This is a genomic window from Caballeronia sp. LZ034LL (genome assembly GCF_031451215.1).
Lineage (GTDB): Bacteria > Pseudomonadota > Gammaproteobacteria > Burkholderiales > Burkholderiaceae > Caballeronia.
This window is the reverse complement of record NZ_JARUXR010000004.1, coordinates 935,778-951,536: the sequence shown is the minus strand read 5'-3', so window position 1 is coordinate 951,536 and position 15,759 is coordinate 935,778. Positions and strand designations below refer to the sequence as shown.

The 15,759-nt window shown below is 65.6% G+C and carries 15 protein-coding genes; 9 read left to right on the top strand and 6 right to left on the bottom strand.

The window, feature by feature from the left end; translation table 11 throughout:
* Position 1: 1 nt before the first annotated feature.
* Complete coding sequence (locus QCE83_RS31750) at positions 2-385, bottom strand: hypothetical protein (RefSeq protein ID WP_309820414.1); 384 nt, start codon at positions 383-385, stop codon at positions 2-4.
* Positions 382-1,149, bottom strand: a complete 768-nt coding sequence (locus QCE83_RS31745; RefSeq protein WP_309820411.1) for a hypothetical protein — start codon at positions 1,147-1,149, stop codon at positions 382-384. Before QCE83_RS31745 ends, QCE83_RS31750 begins: the two co-directional genes overlap by 4 nt.
* A gap of 447 nt (positions 1,150-1,596) precedes the next feature.
* Here QCE83_RS31745 and QCE83_RS31740 point away from each other — a divergent pair, with 447 nt between their 5' ends.
* On the top strand, positions 1,597-2,028 hold the full coding sequence (locus QCE83_RS31740; protein ID WP_309820410.1) for an OsmC family protein: 432 nt from the start codon (positions 1,597-1,599) through the stop codon (positions 2,026-2,028).
* Positions 2,029-2,181: 153 nt separating this feature from the next.
* Here the strand turns inward: QCE83_RS31740 and QCE83_RS31735 are convergent, their stop codons facing one another.
* Positions 2,182-3,156: a sensor domain-containing diguanylate cyclase gene (locus QCE83_RS31735; protein ID WP_309820409.1), complete on the bottom strand. Its 975-nt coding sequence runs from the start codon at positions 3,154-3,156 to the stop codon at positions 2,182-2,184.
* A 258-nt stretch (positions 3,157-3,414) separates the two neighbouring features.
* Between QCE83_RS31735 and QCE83_RS31730 the strand changes: the two genes are divergently transcribed.
* The 5 genes from QCE83_RS31730 to QCE83_RS31710 all read left to right on the top strand — a co-directional run bounded on the left by QCE83_RS31730 (position 3,415) and on the right by QCE83_RS31710 (position 7,444).
* A complete protein-coding gene (locus QCE83_RS31730) occupies positions 3,415-4,521 on the top strand; it encodes an ionic transporter y4hA (RefSeq protein ID WP_309820407.1) in 1,107 nt (368 codons plus the stop codon).
* Positions 4,522-4,643: 122 nt separating this feature from the next.
* Positions 4,644-5,450 (top strand): ABC transporter substrate-binding protein, encoded by an 807-nt coding sequence (locus tag QCE83_RS31725; protein WP_309820405.1) that lies wholly within the window; start codon positions 4,644-4,646, stop codon positions 5,448-5,450.
* A gap of 79 nt (positions 5,451-5,529) precedes the next feature.
* On the top strand, positions 5,530-6,654 hold the full coding sequence (locus QCE83_RS31720) for a M14 family metallopeptidase (protein ID WP_309820402.1): 1,125 nt from the start codon (positions 5,530-5,532) through the stop codon (positions 6,652-6,654).
* Between the two features lie 64 nt (positions 6,655-6,718).
* Positions 6,719-7,186 carry an RbsD/FucU family protein gene (locus tag QCE83_RS31715; protein WP_309820400.1) on the top strand — a complete coding sequence of 156 codons (468 nt, stop codon included), beginning with the start codon at positions 6,719-6,721 and terminating at the stop codon, positions 7,184-7,186.
* 108 nt (positions 7,187-7,294) lie between these two features.
* On the top strand, positions 7,295-7,444 hold the full coding sequence (locus QCE83_RS31710; protein ID WP_181290817.1) for a hypothetical protein: 150 nt from the start codon (positions 7,295-7,297) through the stop codon (positions 7,442-7,444).
* 96 nt (positions 7,445-7,540) lie between these two features.
* On the opposite strand, the gene QCE83_RS31705 is transcribed toward QCE83_RS31710, so the two are convergent.
* The 3 genes from QCE83_RS31705 to QCE83_RS31695 form a co-directional block, all read right to left on the bottom strand.
* Complete coding sequence (locus tag QCE83_RS31705; protein WP_404985978.1) at positions 7,541-8,947, bottom strand: NCS2 family permease; 1,407 nt, start codon at positions 8,945-8,947, stop codon at positions 7,541-7,543.
* A 315-nt stretch (positions 8,948-9,262) separates the two neighbouring features.
* Complete coding sequence (gene ggt / locus QCE83_RS31700; protein WP_404986164.1) at positions 9,263-10,969, bottom strand: gamma-glutamyltransferase; 1,707 nt, start codon at positions 10,967-10,969, stop codon at positions 9,263-9,265.
* Between the two features lie 117 nt (positions 10,970-11,086).
* Positions 11,087-11,848, bottom strand: a complete 762-nt coding sequence (locus QCE83_RS31695) for an SDR family oxidoreductase (RefSeq protein ID WP_309820392.1) — start codon at positions 11,846-11,848, stop codon at positions 11,087-11,089.
* A 343-nt stretch (positions 11,849-12,191) separates the two neighbouring features.
* On the opposite strand from QCE83_RS31695, the gene QCE83_RS31690 reads away from it, so the two are divergent.
* The 3 genes from QCE83_RS31690 to QCE83_RS31680 are packed head-to-tail and all read left to right on the top strand — an operon-like array spanning position 12,192 to position 15,755.
* Positions 12,192-12,728, top strand: a complete 537-nt coding sequence (locus tag QCE83_RS31690) for a sugar dehydrogenase complex small subunit (protein ID WP_309820390.1) — start codon at positions 12,192-12,194, stop codon at positions 12,726-12,728.
* A gap of 10 nt (positions 12,729-12,738) precedes the next feature.
* On the top strand, positions 12,739-14,346 hold the full coding sequence (locus tag QCE83_RS31685) for a GMC family oxidoreductase (RefSeq protein ID WP_309820387.1): 1,608 nt from the start codon (positions 12,739-12,741) through the stop codon (positions 14,344-14,346).
* A gap of 14 nt (positions 14,347-14,360) precedes the next feature.
* Positions 14,361-15,755: a cytochrome c gene (locus QCE83_RS31680; protein ID WP_309820385.1), complete on the top strand. Its 1,395-nt coding sequence runs from the start codon at positions 14,361-14,363 to the stop codon at positions 15,753-15,755.
* The last annotated feature ends 4 nt before the right edge of the window (positions 15,756-15,759 follow it).

Genomic DNA, 15,759 nt, shown 5'->3' with positions numbered 1-15,759 from the left:
GTCAGGTGGTTTTCCTTATGATTTCCGTGGCGAGGTCCGCAGACCTCATCGCGACCGAATGATCCAGATCCTGCTCGAGGTGGTAGTCGGCTGTGACGCGCGCTTCCCGGAGCTTGACAAGGTTTCTTCCAATAGTGCGGGAAAGCTCGTAATTCGAATCGGCCACATGGAGCATGGGGTTGCACAACTGCTGGATCAACTGTTCATGGCGTCCATTGGCGCTCCTGACACTGCCGGGCGCCGGAAGCCTTCGATGAAAAACATGCGCGGCGTGCCAGGCGCCGAAGTAGGCCCTGCTACAGACAGCCCGATACTGCGGTTCGCTCACGGCGGTGCGCAATAGGGCCGCGGCGTCTTCGACCAGTTCCTGTGCGCTCGAGCTCATGCGATCCTCCCATCGAAAACAATGCCAAGCGCCGCGGTGCAAAAGTAGCTCAGCTTGCCTTCCTCGAGCAGCAACTCACTCTCCAGTTCTTGCGTCTGCTCCCACGTGAGCGGCAGCGAGAGCGTGTACATCAGGCAGCGATGGACGGCCTCGACGAATGAGACGCGCACGTTGATCGACGGGCACAGGCCGTGCCGACGCAGCACGACTCCGGCGCAATCGAGGCGGTGTGCAATCTCTTCATCGCTGACTTCAACTTCGGTCATGATCCTGCTGGCCAGCAAGGCGGACTCCGCCCACTCCTCATCCCACTCGACCCCCCGCATCTTCGCGTCCCCGATCAACTCCGCCGTACGTCCCACCGCCCCCGCGAGAAACCCGTACTGTGCGATGACCGCGAGGTTTCGCGTCCGCGCGCCGCACAGTTCGCGATACAGCGCCTGCGCCGCGGAGAACATGCCGAGCCCGAGCCGCGTGATCATCCAGTTCTCGCGGCCGACGTCCGACAGTCCCAGCGCGACGGCATTCCTGAATGCGCCTTCCGCGCCTTCGACATCGCCGGCGAGCGCCCGCCACGAGCCGGTTAGTTCCCATGCGGCGCGAGCATCGGCTTGCAGCAGCTGGCGGATGTCATGTCCGATCGCGCGCCACTCGCGCGAAAGCGGCGTGATTTCTGCGGGGTCGATGAAGCGGGGCGAAGCCGCGCGCAATGCGTTGATGCGATCGATCAGCTGATGGGTTTTCGGTTGGGGTAGTGCGTTCATGTCTTCCTGCCGGTGATGCTCGACGCGCGAGGCCGGAACCGTGCACGGGCAGCTTGCACGGTGTCTTTACGGTCTTGTGTCGAAGGGTGAACGCATGCTAAGTGAATCAATGGTCTTTGACCATATGAATACTTCCGAGTTATCGGCCCCGACCGCCTCAGACGCCGCGCAAAGCCTTGCCGGGAAAGGCTTTGCGGACATCATCGTCTGAATGGCCTAGGCCGCTTCATCGCTTGCTTCTTGCCTCCGCTGCGCGCCTCGGAGCGATCCGTTACGATGCAAGACGACGTGCCGGTCCGGCCGTGCCGTGATGCTGAATCAAGGTCATCCGGCGCATGGATTCAAGTCCGAGCGGGCACGACGCGTGCGAACCGACCACACGCATGCGGCACGCGATCAACGATCACGTTGCCGCTCGATCATCCTCTCATCCTCTGGAGAACTCACGTGCAAAAGACAGCATCGGCAAAATGGAGCGGCGGCATCAAGGACGGCAAGGGCTTCATCTCGACGCAGACCGGCGTGCTCAACGAGGCGCCGTACGGCTTCAAGTCGCGTTTCGAGGAAGGTCCGGGCACGAATCCGGAAGAGCTGATCGGCGCGGCGCACGCCGGCTGCTTCACGATGGCGCTTTCGCTGCAACTGGAAATGGCGGGCATGAAGGCCGAGAGTCTCGAAACCAAGTCCACCGTCACCCTCGACAAGGATGGCGAAGGCTTCACGATCACCGCCTGCCAGCTCGACCTCAAGGCGAAGATTCCGGGCGCCGACAAGGCCGCCTTCGACAAGGCCACGCAAGCCGCGAAGGAGGGCTGTCCGGTGTCGAAGCTCTTCGCGGGTAACGCGAAGATCACGCTGAACGCGGAACTCGTGTCGTAAGCGTATCGGCTGGTTGATGGCGCGCGGGAAGCATCGGTAGTCGATGCTTCCCGCGCTTTCTTTTGGTTGCCTTTATTCAATCAACAGGGTCGAGTCATGTCGTTTTGTCAGGTTCAATCGATCCTTCGAGCGATAACAAAACTCAACGCCTCTTCACCGCCCCCTTCCGCCTCTCCTCGCCACCTTGTCCGCATACATCCGGCTATCGCTCAAAGCAAGCAAGTCGATGATGGACCCATGCTGCCCCGCCTCGAACAGCGTCTGCCCGACGCTGAAGCGGATCTGATAGCCGCGCTCCACCGCCGCGTTGCCCGCTGCCAATGCATTCCGCAGCCGCTCGAGCGCGCGATGGGTTTCCTCGTCGCCGGCGTCGGTGAGCAGCGCGACGAACTCATCGCCGCCCAGCCGGCCGATCACATCGCTGTCCCGCAGCGACGCGCGCAAGGCCGCAGCAAAGGTCGTCAACGCGCGATCGCCCTCGGCATGGCCGAAGCTGTCGTTGATGCGTTTGAAATCGTCGAGATCGAAGAACAGCAGCGACGCGTCGCGGCCCATGCGCCGGCACACATTCAGCGCATGCTGCGCCAGTGCCTCGAAGCCGCGCCGGTTGGCGATCAGCGTCAGTTCGTCGACGGTCGCGAGTTCGATCGCCGCAATCTCCTGCTCCGCGATATGCGCCAGGTCGCGCAGCAGTCCTACCGCCTCGCCGTCGAGTTCGCGCGGACGCGTGTCGATCAGACACAGCGTGCCGAGCTTGCTGCCATTCGGCACGGTCAGGGGCTGGCCCGCATAGAAGCGGATGCCCGGGTCGCCGGTGACGAGCGGGTTGTCGTGAAAGCGTGCGTCGGTACGGGCATCGGGGATCATGAACACGTCGTCGTGCATGATCGCGTGCCCGCAGAAGGAGATGTCGCGGCCGGTTTCCCGCACGCCCAGACCGGCGCAGGACTTGAACCACTGCCGGTTCTCATCGATCAGGCTGACCAGCGCAATGGGTACGTCGAACAGACGCCGCGCCAGCCGCGTCAGGCGGTCGAAGCGTTCTTCCGCCGGGGTGTCGAGCAGTCTGAGCGTACGCAGCGTGGACAGGCGAATGGGTTCGTTCTCGGGTATCGGTGCAGCTAGCATGGTTCTCCGGGTTCCTGGACGTGGCCACTGACCACCCTTATTCTCCGACAAACGCGCGCCGAGTTCATTCCTTCGACCATCTGGCTCGTTGATCCGCGCTTCAGCCGGCACATTCGCTATCATGCCGAGGGCTGCGGCTGCATGTCACGGCGCGCTTACGGCACGCTGTTCGCGCCCGTGGGTCGGACCCATGCATGGAACCCGTTCAGCTCGAGACCGCACCTCGACGACCCCTCAACCGATCCGCCCGGAGCGCCGATGAAATTCAAGCTGGACTGGACCGTCATTACCCCGATCCTCGCGCTCGTCGTGCTTGCCGCGACCGCGCTCATGCCGAGTGGCGTCCTGATGGTGCTTGCCGCCATCGCGCTCGCTTTCGCGGTGTTCGCGGCGGTGCATCATGCGGAAGTGGTCGCGCATCGGGTCGGCGAGCCGTTCGGCACGCTGGTGCTGGCCATCGCCGTCACGGTGATCGAGGTCGCGCTGATCGTCTCCGTGATGCTCTCCGGCGGTCCCGACAAGGCCGGCCTGCCGCGCGACACGGTCTTCGCCGCGATCATGATCTGCAGCGGCGCGATCGTCGGGCTGTGTCTGCTGGTGGGCGGCCTGCGGCATCACGTGCAGAACTTCCAGCTGCAGGGCGCCAGCGCGGCGCTCGCCATCCTGTGCGCGCTCTCGGTGCTCACGCTCGTGCTGCCCAACTTCACGAGCACGGTGCAAGGTCCGGCGCTGTCCACTTCGCAACTGGTGTTCGTCGGCGTGATCTCGCTAGTGCTGTATGTGACCTTCGTGTTCGTGCAGACGATCCGGCATCGCGACTACTTCCTGCCGCCCACGCCCGAAGCCGCCGCGCCTGCGTCCGTCGCTGTCCCCGACGATGAAAGCGCGCCTCACGCGCCGCCGCCCAGCAACCGCGAGGCGTGGATCGCGCTGGCGTTCCTGCTGCTGTCGCTGGTTTCAGTGGTCGGGCTCGCGAAGCTGCTGTCGCCGGCAGTCGAGGCGGGCGTCGCGGCCGCCGGCGCGCCCGAAGCGGTGGTCGGCATCGTCATCGCCGCGCTCGTGCTGCTGCCGGAAGGGCTCGCGGCGTTGCGCGCGGCACGGCTCAATCGCCTGCAGACCAGTCTGAATCTCGCGCTCGGCTCGGCGCTCGCCAGCATCGGGCTGACGATTCCGACGGTGGCAGTGGTGTCGATCGTCATCGGCCAGCCGATCTCGCTCGGGCTCGCCTCGAAGGAAATCGTCATGCTGGCGCTTACGCTGATCGTGTCGGTCATCACGCTCGGCACCGGCCGCTCGACGGTTCTCCAGGGCGTCGTGCATCTCGTGATTTTTGCGGCTTTCCTGTTCCTTTCCGTGGTGCCTTGATCCAGGCGAATTCGGGACGATCGTGCCAATTTGTTACCATGCTCGGTTTTTCGCGGGCGCAAGTCCGCTCCAGCCGCTCTGGTTTCACCGTCTGGTTACACCGAAAGTCCCGAAGGAAACGCATGTCATCGAAGAAGTCCGCCTCGCTCGCAGTTTGTACCATCCTTGCTGTATCCGCCGCCCTCGGCGCAGTGTCGTCCGCCGTGCAAGCCAAGGAAATCACGCAGATCCGCTTTGCCGTCGACCCGTCCTATCCGCCGTTCGAATCCAAGCAGGCCGACGGCAAGCTCGCCGGCTTCGACATCGATCTCGGCAATGCGCTGTGTGCGCAGATGAAGGTCAAGTGCGTGTGGGTCGAGAACAATTTCGACGGCATGATCCCCGGCCTGAAGGCTCGCAAGTTCGACGCCGTCCTCTCCGACATGGGCATCACCGACGAACGCCTGAAGCAGATCGACTTCACCGTGCCGCTGTACGACACGCATGCGCAACTCGTCGCGCGCGCCGGCTCGGGCATCCTGCCGACGCCGCAATCGCTGAAGGGCAAGCGCGTCGGCGTGGAGCAGGGCACCGTGCAGGAACGCTACGCGAAGGCGAAGTGGGAGCCGCAGGGCGTGACCGTCGTGCCTTATGCCGACGAGGAACAGGTCGAAGCGGACCTGGTCGCGGGCCGCATCGACGCGATGTTCACCGACGCCGCGCAGGCCGCCATCGGCTTCCTGAAGAAGCCGCAGGGCAAGCCGTTCGCGCTGGTCGGCCCGATCGTCGAAGACCGCGCGATCATCGGTCCGGGAACGGCCATCGGGCTGCGCAAGGGCGACACCGACCTGAAGAGCGGGCTCGATAACGCGTTCGCGGAACTCAAGAAGAACGGCACGTTCAAGCGCATCATGGCCAAGTACTTCGAGACCGATATCTCGATCCGGTAAGCGCCTCGCGCGCGGGTTTGCATGGTTTGGAAAGGCATCGCTCGCGGTGCCTTTTCTTTTCGACACGAGGTCTGCGCAGATGCAGGTTCATCATCATCCGCTCGCGGGCGCGCCGCTCGGCACCGGGCGTGTGCTCACGAGCTACGGCTTCGGTCCTCAAGACGGCGACCCTAGCCGCAAGGTCTATATCCAGGCCTCGCTGCACGCGGACGAGCTGCCGGGCATGGTCGTCGCGTGGTACCTGAAGCAGCGCTTTGCCGCGCTGGAAGCCGACGGACGGCTGACGGCGCGGATCGTCCTGGTGCCGGTCGCCAATCCGGCCGGCCTGAACCAGCACTGGTTCGGCGCGCAAATGGGACGTTTCGACCTGCGCTCGGGGCAGGATTTCAACCGGCGCTTTCCGGAGCTCGGTCCGGAGCTGGCGTTACACCTGAAATCCCGCCTGAACGGCGACGAACACCATAACGGCCGGCTGATCCGCACGGCGCTGCGCGATGCACTGGCCGCCCGTCAGCCTGTGACCGAACTGGACGCGCAACGGCTCGAACTGATGCGCCTCGCCTGCGACGCCGATCTGGTGATCGACCTTCATTGCGACTGGGAAGCCGCCCCGCATCTCTACACGACGCCCGAAGCGTGGCCCGCGATCGAACCGCTGGCGCGCTATCTCGGCAGCGAGGCGCAACTGCTGGCGGATGTGTCGGGCGGCGAGCCGTTTGACGAAGCTTGCGCGTCGGCGTGGCGCTATCTGCGCGGCGTCTTCGGCGAGCGCTATCCGCTGCCGCCGGGCGTGCTGCCGGTTACGCTCGAGTTACGCGGCGTCCGCGACGTATCGCACGAACTGGCGGCGCGCGACGCGCAGGCGATCGTCGACACGCTGATGCACCTCGGCATGATCGAAGGCGATGCGCCGGAGCCGCCGCCGCTGCGCCATCCCGCGACGCCGCTTGCCGGCTGCGAGCATCTGCGCGCGCCGCTGGCGGGGGTGATCCTGCATCGGCGGGAGATCGGCGAGACGGTGCGCGCGGGCGAGACCATCGCGGAGGTGCTGGATCCGCTCGAAGACCGGCTCGTGCCGCTCGTCGCCGGGACGGATGGCGTGCTGTACGCGCGCCACTGGACACGCTTCGCGACGGCCGGAATGCTGGTGGCGCGCATCGCGGGCGAGCACGCAGCGCGCACGGGCGACCTGCTTGTGCCCTGAACGCGGCGCCGGCGCCGGTTACCATGGATCCGTCTGCTCAAACCGTCATGGAGAATCCCGCGACATGCTGAAAAATCTCGATCCGCTGCTCAATGCCGACATCCTTCATGCGCTCTGCGCGATGGGTCACGGCGACGAAGTCGTGATCTGCGACGCCAATTTTCCCGCCGATTCCGTCGCGCGCCAGACCGTGCTCGGCCGCCTGCTGCGGCTGGACGGCGTCGATGCGCCGCGTGCCGCGCGGGCGGTGCTGTCGGTGCTGCCGCTGGATACTTTCGTCGATCATCCCGCCGAACGCATGGAAGTCGTGGGCGACGCGAGCGCGCTGCCTGCCGTGCAACGTGAAGTGCAGAAAGAAATCGACGCCGCCGAGGGACGGCCGGTGCCGCTGGCGCCGGTCGAGCGCTTTGCCTTCTATGAGCGCGCCCGGCAGGCGTACTGCGTGATCGCGACGGGCGAAGCGCGTGGCTACGGCTGTTTCATCTTCAAGAAGGGCGTGCAACTTGCGCCGGACGCGCCCCGGAAGGATTGACCGATCGCCTAGGGAATACCCTTATATTTTATTAAGAACTTGTTGCAATGCAGCGTGAAAAGCGTATATTCAGGGTTATCCCCTAGCTACTTACCCTGAGAGACGCTCATGAAGACCACTGCACAACAATCCTTGCTCGTTTCGTTCGGTTCCTGGCTGCGCGCGGCAAAGGCTGCGGTGCGTCGTGAGTGGAACCGGGCGCTGCAACTGCATCTGCAGAACTGCGAAATCCTCGTGGAGTCGTATCGCCGGAAGTAAGGATCAGCCGCAGTACCCCGGTCAGGTCGTACAAGTAGAGACGCCCCGCAGGCGAAAGCCCGCGGGGCGTCGTCGTATTCAGCCGTCCTCGGACGATCAGATGGCCCAGCCGCCGAGATAGAACACGGCGAGCACCACCGCGATGGCCACCGTGCCGACATTCAGCTTGCGCCATTCGCCTGCCACCAGCCGGCCGATCACGAGCGTCGAGAAGCCGAGCATGATGCCGGTCACGATGTTCGCCGACAGCACGATATACACCGCGCAGACGAGGCCGGACATGGTGTCGACGGTATCCTCGAAATGCAGCTTGCTGACGTTGCCGAGCATCAGGAGACCGACGTACATGAGCGCGGGCGCCGTCGCGTAGGAAGGCACGAGCGCGGCGAGCGGCGAGAGGAACATCACCACCAGGAACAGCACGCCCACCACGCTGGCCGCAAGACCGGTCTTCGCGCCGGCCGCCACACCCACGGACGATTCGATGTACGCCGCCGCCGGCGCGCCGCCGAAGCAGGCCGAGAAAATCGAACTGAGCGAGTCCGCCGTCAGGGCCCGGCCGCCGTTGACGATCCGTCCGTTGGCGTCGATCTGGCCCGCCTGACCGGCCACCGCGCGAATCGTGCCGGTGGCGTCGAAGACGGCGGTCATGACGAGCGCCAGCACGCTCGGCAGAACGGCCATCGAGAGGGCGCCCTTGATGTCCATCGCGCCGATCAGCGAGGCATGGCCGGGCGCGGACAAGGCCGGCCAGGCGAACACGCCATGGAAGCGCACGGAGGGATCGAAGATCAGGCCGATCGCCGAAAGGCCGATCACCACGAGCAGGATGCCGCCCGGCACGCGCCGACGTTCCAGCCCGAAGATCGCAGCGAGCCCCACCACCGACATCAGCACCGGAAACGCCGTGATGTGTCCGAGCGAGACCGGCATGCCGGGCGCGGGATTCTTGATGATGAGGCCAACGTCATTGGACGCAATCAGCAGCAGGAACAGCCCGATGCCGATGCCCGTGCCGTGCGCGACGCCCGTCGGCAGGTTGCGCAGGATCCACGAACGCACGCCGGTGACGGAGATCGCCGTGAAGACGATGCCCATCAGGAACACGGCGCCGAGCGCGATGGCGGGCGTCAGTCCCTTGCCGAGCACGAGCCCGAAGGCCGTGAACGCGGTGAGCGAAATTGCACAGCCGATCGCAATTGGCAGGCGTGCCCACACGCCCATCAGCAGCGAGCCGAACGCCGTCGTCAGACAGACGGCGACGAATACCGCGCTGGTATCGAAGCCGGCCTTGCCGAGCATGCCCGGCACGACGAACACGGAGTAGACCATCGCGAGGAAGGTCGTCACGCCCGCGATGATTTCGCGTTTCTCCGTGCTGCCGGTGGTTGAGATGCCGAAGTAGCGATCGAGAAAGCCGCCGTTTCCGGATGGCCCGCTCTCCTGTCGCTCGGTGGGGGGAATGTCGATGTCGCCAAGCTGCTGGGCAGAGGATTCCAACATGAGCTGCTCCTTTATCAGCACGCTGAAACGGCATGGCCGTGCACGCACGACGCGTACTGCGGAGCCGTCATCAGGGTCGTCTCGTAGGGTGTCTTGAATGATGCCGAGGCCTCGCACCTGAGGCTGCACTCGGTCAGGACAGAGACTAGGGGAACAGAACGCGGGGTCCAATCCCATGAAAAACATGCCGGTCATGCCACGCGACATATATGCCGCGAGCGCCCCACGCGACGGGGCACCGGCTGGACCGCGAAACCGCCGGACTAGGGCAAACGCCTAGTCCGGCAAGACGATCAGCGGCGTGTGACTTGCGTGTTATTTGATCACGCGCGAGACGCCGCGTCCGCGCGGATCGGACATCGCTTCAGGCGTGTCGCCATCGACGCGAATGGCCTGGATGTCGCCATTGAAGCCCTGCATCTGGAACGTGTAGCCCTTGGCTTCGAGCTGCTTGATGACCTCCGGATCCAGCTGATGGAACGGCTCCTGGAAGATCGTGTTCGGCGGCAGCAACTGATGATGGAAGCGCGTCGCGCCGACGGCCTCAGGCAGCGGCATGTTGAAGTCGTACACGTTCGAGAGCACCTGGAAGATCGACGTGAAGATGCGCGAGCCGCCCGGCGTGCCGATCACCATCGCAACCTTGTCGTCCTTCGTGAGGATGGTCGGCGTCATCGACGAGAGCGGACGCTTCTTCGGCGCGATGGAGTTCGCATCGCTGCCGACCACGCCGAACATGTTCGGCACGCCCGGCTTCGAAGCGAAGTCGTCCATCTCGTCGTTCAGCACGATGCCCGTGCCTTCCGCGACCACGCCCGAGCCGAAGTAGCCGTTGATCGTGTACGTGTTCGAAACCGCGTTGCCCCATTTGTCGACCACCGAGAAATGCGTGGTCTCAGCCTTCTCCGGCATCGACGTGCCGAGTCCCGGCTGCACGCTCTTGGTGTCCGAAGGCTGGTCCGGATTCACCTCTTGTGCGCGCTTCAGGATGTAGTCGTCGTTGGTGAGCTGCGCGACCGGTACCTTGTAGAAGTCCGGATCGCCGAGATACTGCGCGCGGTCGGCGAACACGCGCTTTTCGATCTCGGCCACCAGATGGATGTACTGCGCCGAGTCGAGCGGGACGTCGTTGAACTTGTCCTTCAGGTCCGCCTTCATCTTGAGCAGCTGCACGAGACCGACGCCGCCCGAACTCGGCGGCGGCGCGGTGATCACGCGATAGCCGTTCCAGCTTGCCGTGATCGGCTGGCGCCACACGGCCTTGTAGTCCTTCAGGTCGCGCGCGGTGATGAGACCGTGGCCTTCCATCGACTTCGCGATCAGCTGCGCCGTCTCGCCTTCATAGAAGCCCTTGGCGCCCTTGTCAGAGATCCGTTGCAGGGTCTTTGCAAGGTCCGGCTGCTTGAACACTTCGCCGGACTTCATGCCGCCGAAGTAGAGGTCGAAGTTGGTCTTGCCGCCGAACTCCTTCGCAGCGGCGTCGCGCCGCGCAACCAGCTGGTCATCGACGACGAAGCCGTCCTGCGCGTAATGGATGGCCGGCGCCAGGACCTGCTTCCACTTGAGCTTGCCGAAGCGCTTCTGCGCTTCCCACATGCCTTCGACGGTGCCCGGCACGCCCACCGCACGATGCCCGTACAGGCTCATGCCCTTGATGACCTCGCCCTTGTCGTCGAGATACATGTTGCGGGTGGCGGTGAGCGGCGCGCGTTCGCGATAGTCGAGGAAGTAGGGACGATGATCGACGTACAGCGTCATGAAGCCGCCGCCGCCGATGTTGCCCGCTTCCGGATACGTGACCGCGAGCGAGAACGCGATGGCCACCGCGGCATCGACGGCATTGCCGCCTTGCTTGAAGATCTGCTCGGCGGTGTCGGCGGCGTATTTGTCGGCGACCGCGACAGCCGACGAAGTCAGGACCTGCGGCTGATCCGCGGTTTTTGCATGGGCGGGCGTCGTGTCGACGAAACCCGCCGTCAGCAGCGCGGACGCCACGAAGGCGCTCAGTGCGAAGGTCCGCATGCGCGGTGTTTGTTTCAAGAGCATCTCCAGCATTCTCCTTTTTTTGCGTGCGACAAAAGACCAGTCCGTTATATACCATGCGGGCCGCGCCGCCGAAATCACGCGGCCCTGCCGGACTCAGGGCATCAGTTGCCCGCCGTTCACGTCGATGATCTGCCCGGTGACATAGCGCGACATCGTCTCGGACGCGAGATAGAGGAACGCGCCGCTGCAATCGTCCGGTTCGCCGATGAAGCCCATCGGAATGGACTTGCGGAAGGACTCGAGCTGCTCGGGCGTCGTGAAGCGTTCCTGGAACGGCGTCTGGATCACGCCGGGCGCGACGGCGTTCACGCGGATGCGGTCCGGCATGAGTTCCTTCGCCATGCCGCGCGTAATGGTGCTGACAAAGCCCTTCGACGCCGCATAGAGCAGCGCGCCCGGGCCGCCGCCATTGCGCGCGGCCACCGAGGTCACGTTGATGATCGAGCCGCCGCCGCCCGAGCGCAGCGAAGGCAGCGCGGCGCGCGTGAACGCGACGACCGAACGCGCGTTGATGTGCATGATCTCGTCGAAGAGTTCGTCGCTGACGGAGGCGAGCGGCTCGCGCTTCACGAGGCTGCCGGCGTTGTTGATGAGCACGTCGATCTTGCCGAAGCTGTCCACCACGTGCGCGACGGCCGCGTCGATGGCCTTCGAGTCGCGCACGTCGGCGCCGACGGTGACCGCGCTGACGCCGAGCGCGCGCACGTCCTGCGCGACCGCCTCGGCCTGTTCCTTCGAGCTGTTGTAGTGAACTGCGACATTCGCGCCGTATTGCGCGAACGCCCGTGCCGCCGCGGCGCCGATGCCGGTGCTCGCGCCCGTGATGAGGATCGACTTGCCTTTCAGGTCGTGCATGGATGCTCCGTGTCGATGAGGCCCGCGCAGGTTCGCCCGAACATGCGTCGGGTGGTGCTGGAAAAAGCATCGGCAGTGTGCCGTGACCGAGAGTATGAGCCGTCGCGCCGGCACGCGTTGGACGCATCGTCGCGAGGCAGCACGAAGCGCTCCAGCAAGCCGATGTCATCCACCGACGTCGCCCGCAATTGTCAATTTCATTGAATTCGGGCGCGGGCTCTATCGCTGCGCCGCCGCATGAAGCACTGTACCGACCGCGAGCGAGCAACGGGTCGGGGAAGCAGTCGCGCACGTCATGCGCGCTGCGGCGCACCCGTCAGTCAGAACGAACCATCGAATCAACATGAATCAGCCAAGTGTTTCCGTGCAGCGCGGGCCGGTGCGGGCGCGTACCCGGCGCACGCTCCTGGCCGGCATCGTGGCGTCCTGCGTGACGACCTGGGTGCCCGGCACGACGCGCCGCCCCATGCCGGCGGAACTCGCCACGGCGTTGCCTGCGCCGGAGAGTTTCGTGGCTTTGTCGAAATTTCTCACCGGGCAGGCGTCGCTCGATCTCGCGCTCGCCGACCGCCTCTATCAGGCCTTGCTCGGCAACGAAAGCCGCTTTCCGGAACAGCTTCGGCGCCTGCTGGCCTTCATCCGGATCCGTCACGCCGATCCTCTTCGCCTGCAACAGCGTCTCGACGACGATGAGCCGCAACTCGCCCCCGTGCCGCGCAGGATCGTGAAGGCCTGGTACACGGGCATCGTCGGCGAGGGCGCGCGGGCGCAATGCATCGCCTTCGAAACGAGCCTGCTGTACGTGATCACCGCCGACAAGCTCAAGCCGCCGAGCTATGCGTACGGCGCCTATGGCAGCTGGGCCGCCCGTCCCGTCTGAGGAGAACAGCATGGCATGGCAAGACTCCGCCGACGTCATCGTGATCGGCTCGGGCATCTGTGGCGCGCTCGTCGCCGAGCGGCTGGCGAAGCAGGGCCGTTCGGTGCTGATTCTCGAAGCCGGCCCGCGCATCGATCGCGGCCGGATCACGGCGAATTTCCGCAACTCGCCGCGCAAGGGCGACTGGGTCGCGCCTTATCATCCGGGCACCGCCTGGGCGCCGCATCCGACCTATCACCCGAGCGACAACGGCTATCTCGTGCAGGCGGGCCCGTATCCGTACCCGGCCGAATATCTGCGCGTGGTCGGCGGCACGACCTGGCACTGGGCCGCGCACGCATGGCGGCTGCTGCCCAACGACTTGCGGCTCAGGACGCTGTATGGCGTGGGCAAGGACTGGCCGATCGCGTATGAGGACCTCGAGCCGTATTACTACGAGGCGGAAGTGAAGATGGGCGTGTCGGGCGCGCCGAATACCGGCTCGCCGCGCACCGCGCCGTTTCCGATGGAACCCGTCGCCGAGCCGTGGGCGATGCGCCGCGTGCGCGAGCGGCTGGCTCCGGCGGGCTATCCGGTCGTGACCAACACGACGGCGCGCAACAGCCGTCACTACGACGGCCGCCCGGCCTGCTGCGGCAACAACAACTGCCAGCCGATCTGTCCGATCGACGCCCAGTACACCGGCGGCATCGCCGTGCAGGCTGCGGAAAAAGCGGGCGCGCGGGTGTTGCCGAATGCGGTCGTGTATCGCATCGAGCATACGGACAGCGGCAGGATCGCCGCCGTGCATTACTTCGATCCGGAGCGTCGCACGCACCGCGTCACGGGCGAGCATTTTTTGCTGGCGGCCAATGGCATCGAGAGTCCGAAGCTGTTGCTGATGTCGGCCAGCGACCGCTTCCCCGACGGTCTCGCGAATCGTTCCGGCATGGTCGGCCGCAACCTGATGGATCACCCGAGCAGCTCGCTGACCTTCGAAGCGGACGAAGACCTGTGGCTGGGCCGTGGACCGCAGAGCCCGTCGTCGATCAACACGCTGCGCGACGGCGCGTTCCGTGCCGAGGCAGCGGCGTTCCGCCTCGACTTCACCAACATGTCGCAAGTGCGGGCGGTGACGGAAGCGCTGATCGAAGAAGGCGTGTACGGGCGGGAACTGGAGCGGCAGCTGCGTCATCGGGCGGCGCGCCAGATGAGCGTGAAGAGCGTGCTCGAACTGTTGCCGGACCCGGACAACCGGGTCACGCTGAGCGCGCAGAAGGATGCACTCGGACTGCCGAAGCCGCGGCTGCATTATCGGCTGGATCCTTATCTGCATCGGGGCGCGGCGTTGGGCAAGACGCACTTCGCGAGGATCGCCGAGCTGATGGGCGGCACGAATTTGCGCTATACGCCGGAAGGACAGTACGCGAACAACCAGCACATCACCGGCACCCTGAGCATGGGCCGGGACCCAGGCGATTCGGTCGTCGATGCATTCGGACGCGCGCACGACCACGAGAACCTGTTCATCGCGGGCACGGGCGTCATGCCCACGGCGGCGACGGTCAACTCGACGCTGACCGCGGTCGCGCTCGCATTGCGCACGGCCGAGCACCTCCACGCAACGAGCACGACGTGAACGGAGCGCTTTCCATGCTTGAAGCTCTGCGCTGGCGCGTGCTTGCCGGGTGCGCATCGGCGATGCTGTGCGCGGCCGCGCAGGCGGACACCCGCGCGCACGATGCCTTGCTCGAACGCGGCGCCTATCTGGCGATTGCCGGCGATTGCGTGGCCTGCCACACCGCGCCCGATGGCCAGCCGTTCGCGGGCGGCCTGACGCTGGCCACGCCGCTGGGTGAAATCGTCTCGACGAACATCACGCCGTCGCGGACGCACGGTATCGGCGGCTATACGTTCGAGCAGTTCTCCGCCGCGCTGCGCCGGGGCATGCGCGCCGACGGCGTGTACCTGTACCCGGCGATGCCCTATCCCTCGTACGCCCGCGTGACCGATGAAGACACCCGGGCGCTGTACGCGTACTTCATGGAGCGCGTGCGCGCGGTGGATCAGGCGGCGCCCCGGACGTCGCTGCCATTTCCGTTCAGCGTGCGGCAGACACTGGCGGTCTGGAACCTGTTGTTCCTTGACGAACAGCCTTACGTCGCCGATACATCGCGCAGCGCGGCATGGAATCGCGGAGCGTATCTGGTGCGAGGCCTGGCGCATTGCGGCGCCTGTCACACGCCGCGCAACGCGTGGCTGGCCGAGTCGAGCTCGCGCGCGCTCGCGGGCGGATCGGCGGGCGCCTGGCACGCGCCGAACATCACGCCGGACGTCAACAGCGGCATCGGCGCATGGAGCGAGGCGGAACTGATCGGCTATCTGCGCGACGGCTATGCGCGCGGCAAGGCGCACGCCGCCGGTCCGATGGCCGAAGCCGTCGACAACAGCCTGCGTCATCTCGCCGGCGAGGATCTGCGCGCGGTCGCGGTGTATCTGAAGACGGTCGAAGCGGTCCGGACCGAAGCCGACCTCCAGCCGGCGAGCACCTGGGGCAAGCCGGCGAACGGGCTGGGCGACATGCGCGGCGTGGCGTGGCCCGTGGACAGCGGTCGTCTGAGCGGCGCGCAGCTCTACGACGGCTATTGCGCGTCGTGCCATCAGGCCAGCGGCGAAGGCGCGAACGGCGGGCGGCTGCCTTCGCTGTTCCACAGCACGACGCTCGGGCGCAGCAACACGGACAACCTCGTGCTCGTGATGCTGGGCGGCACGCGGCATCCCGAGCGCGCGTCCGATGCCTCGATGCCCGGCTTCGCGGCCTTGCTCACCGACCAGCAGATCGCCACGCTCGGCAATCATCTGCTGGGGCTGTACGGCAATGTCGAGGCGAAGGTGAGCGTCGCGCAGGTCGGGCGTTTGCGGACGGGCGCGCAACCGTCGCCGCTGGCGGGACTCGCGCGCGCGGCGGGGGCGATTGCCGTGCTATTGCTCGTGAGCCTGATCGTGCTGCTGGCGGTGCGCCGGACGCATCGAGGCGCGAAGCAGTGAGCGA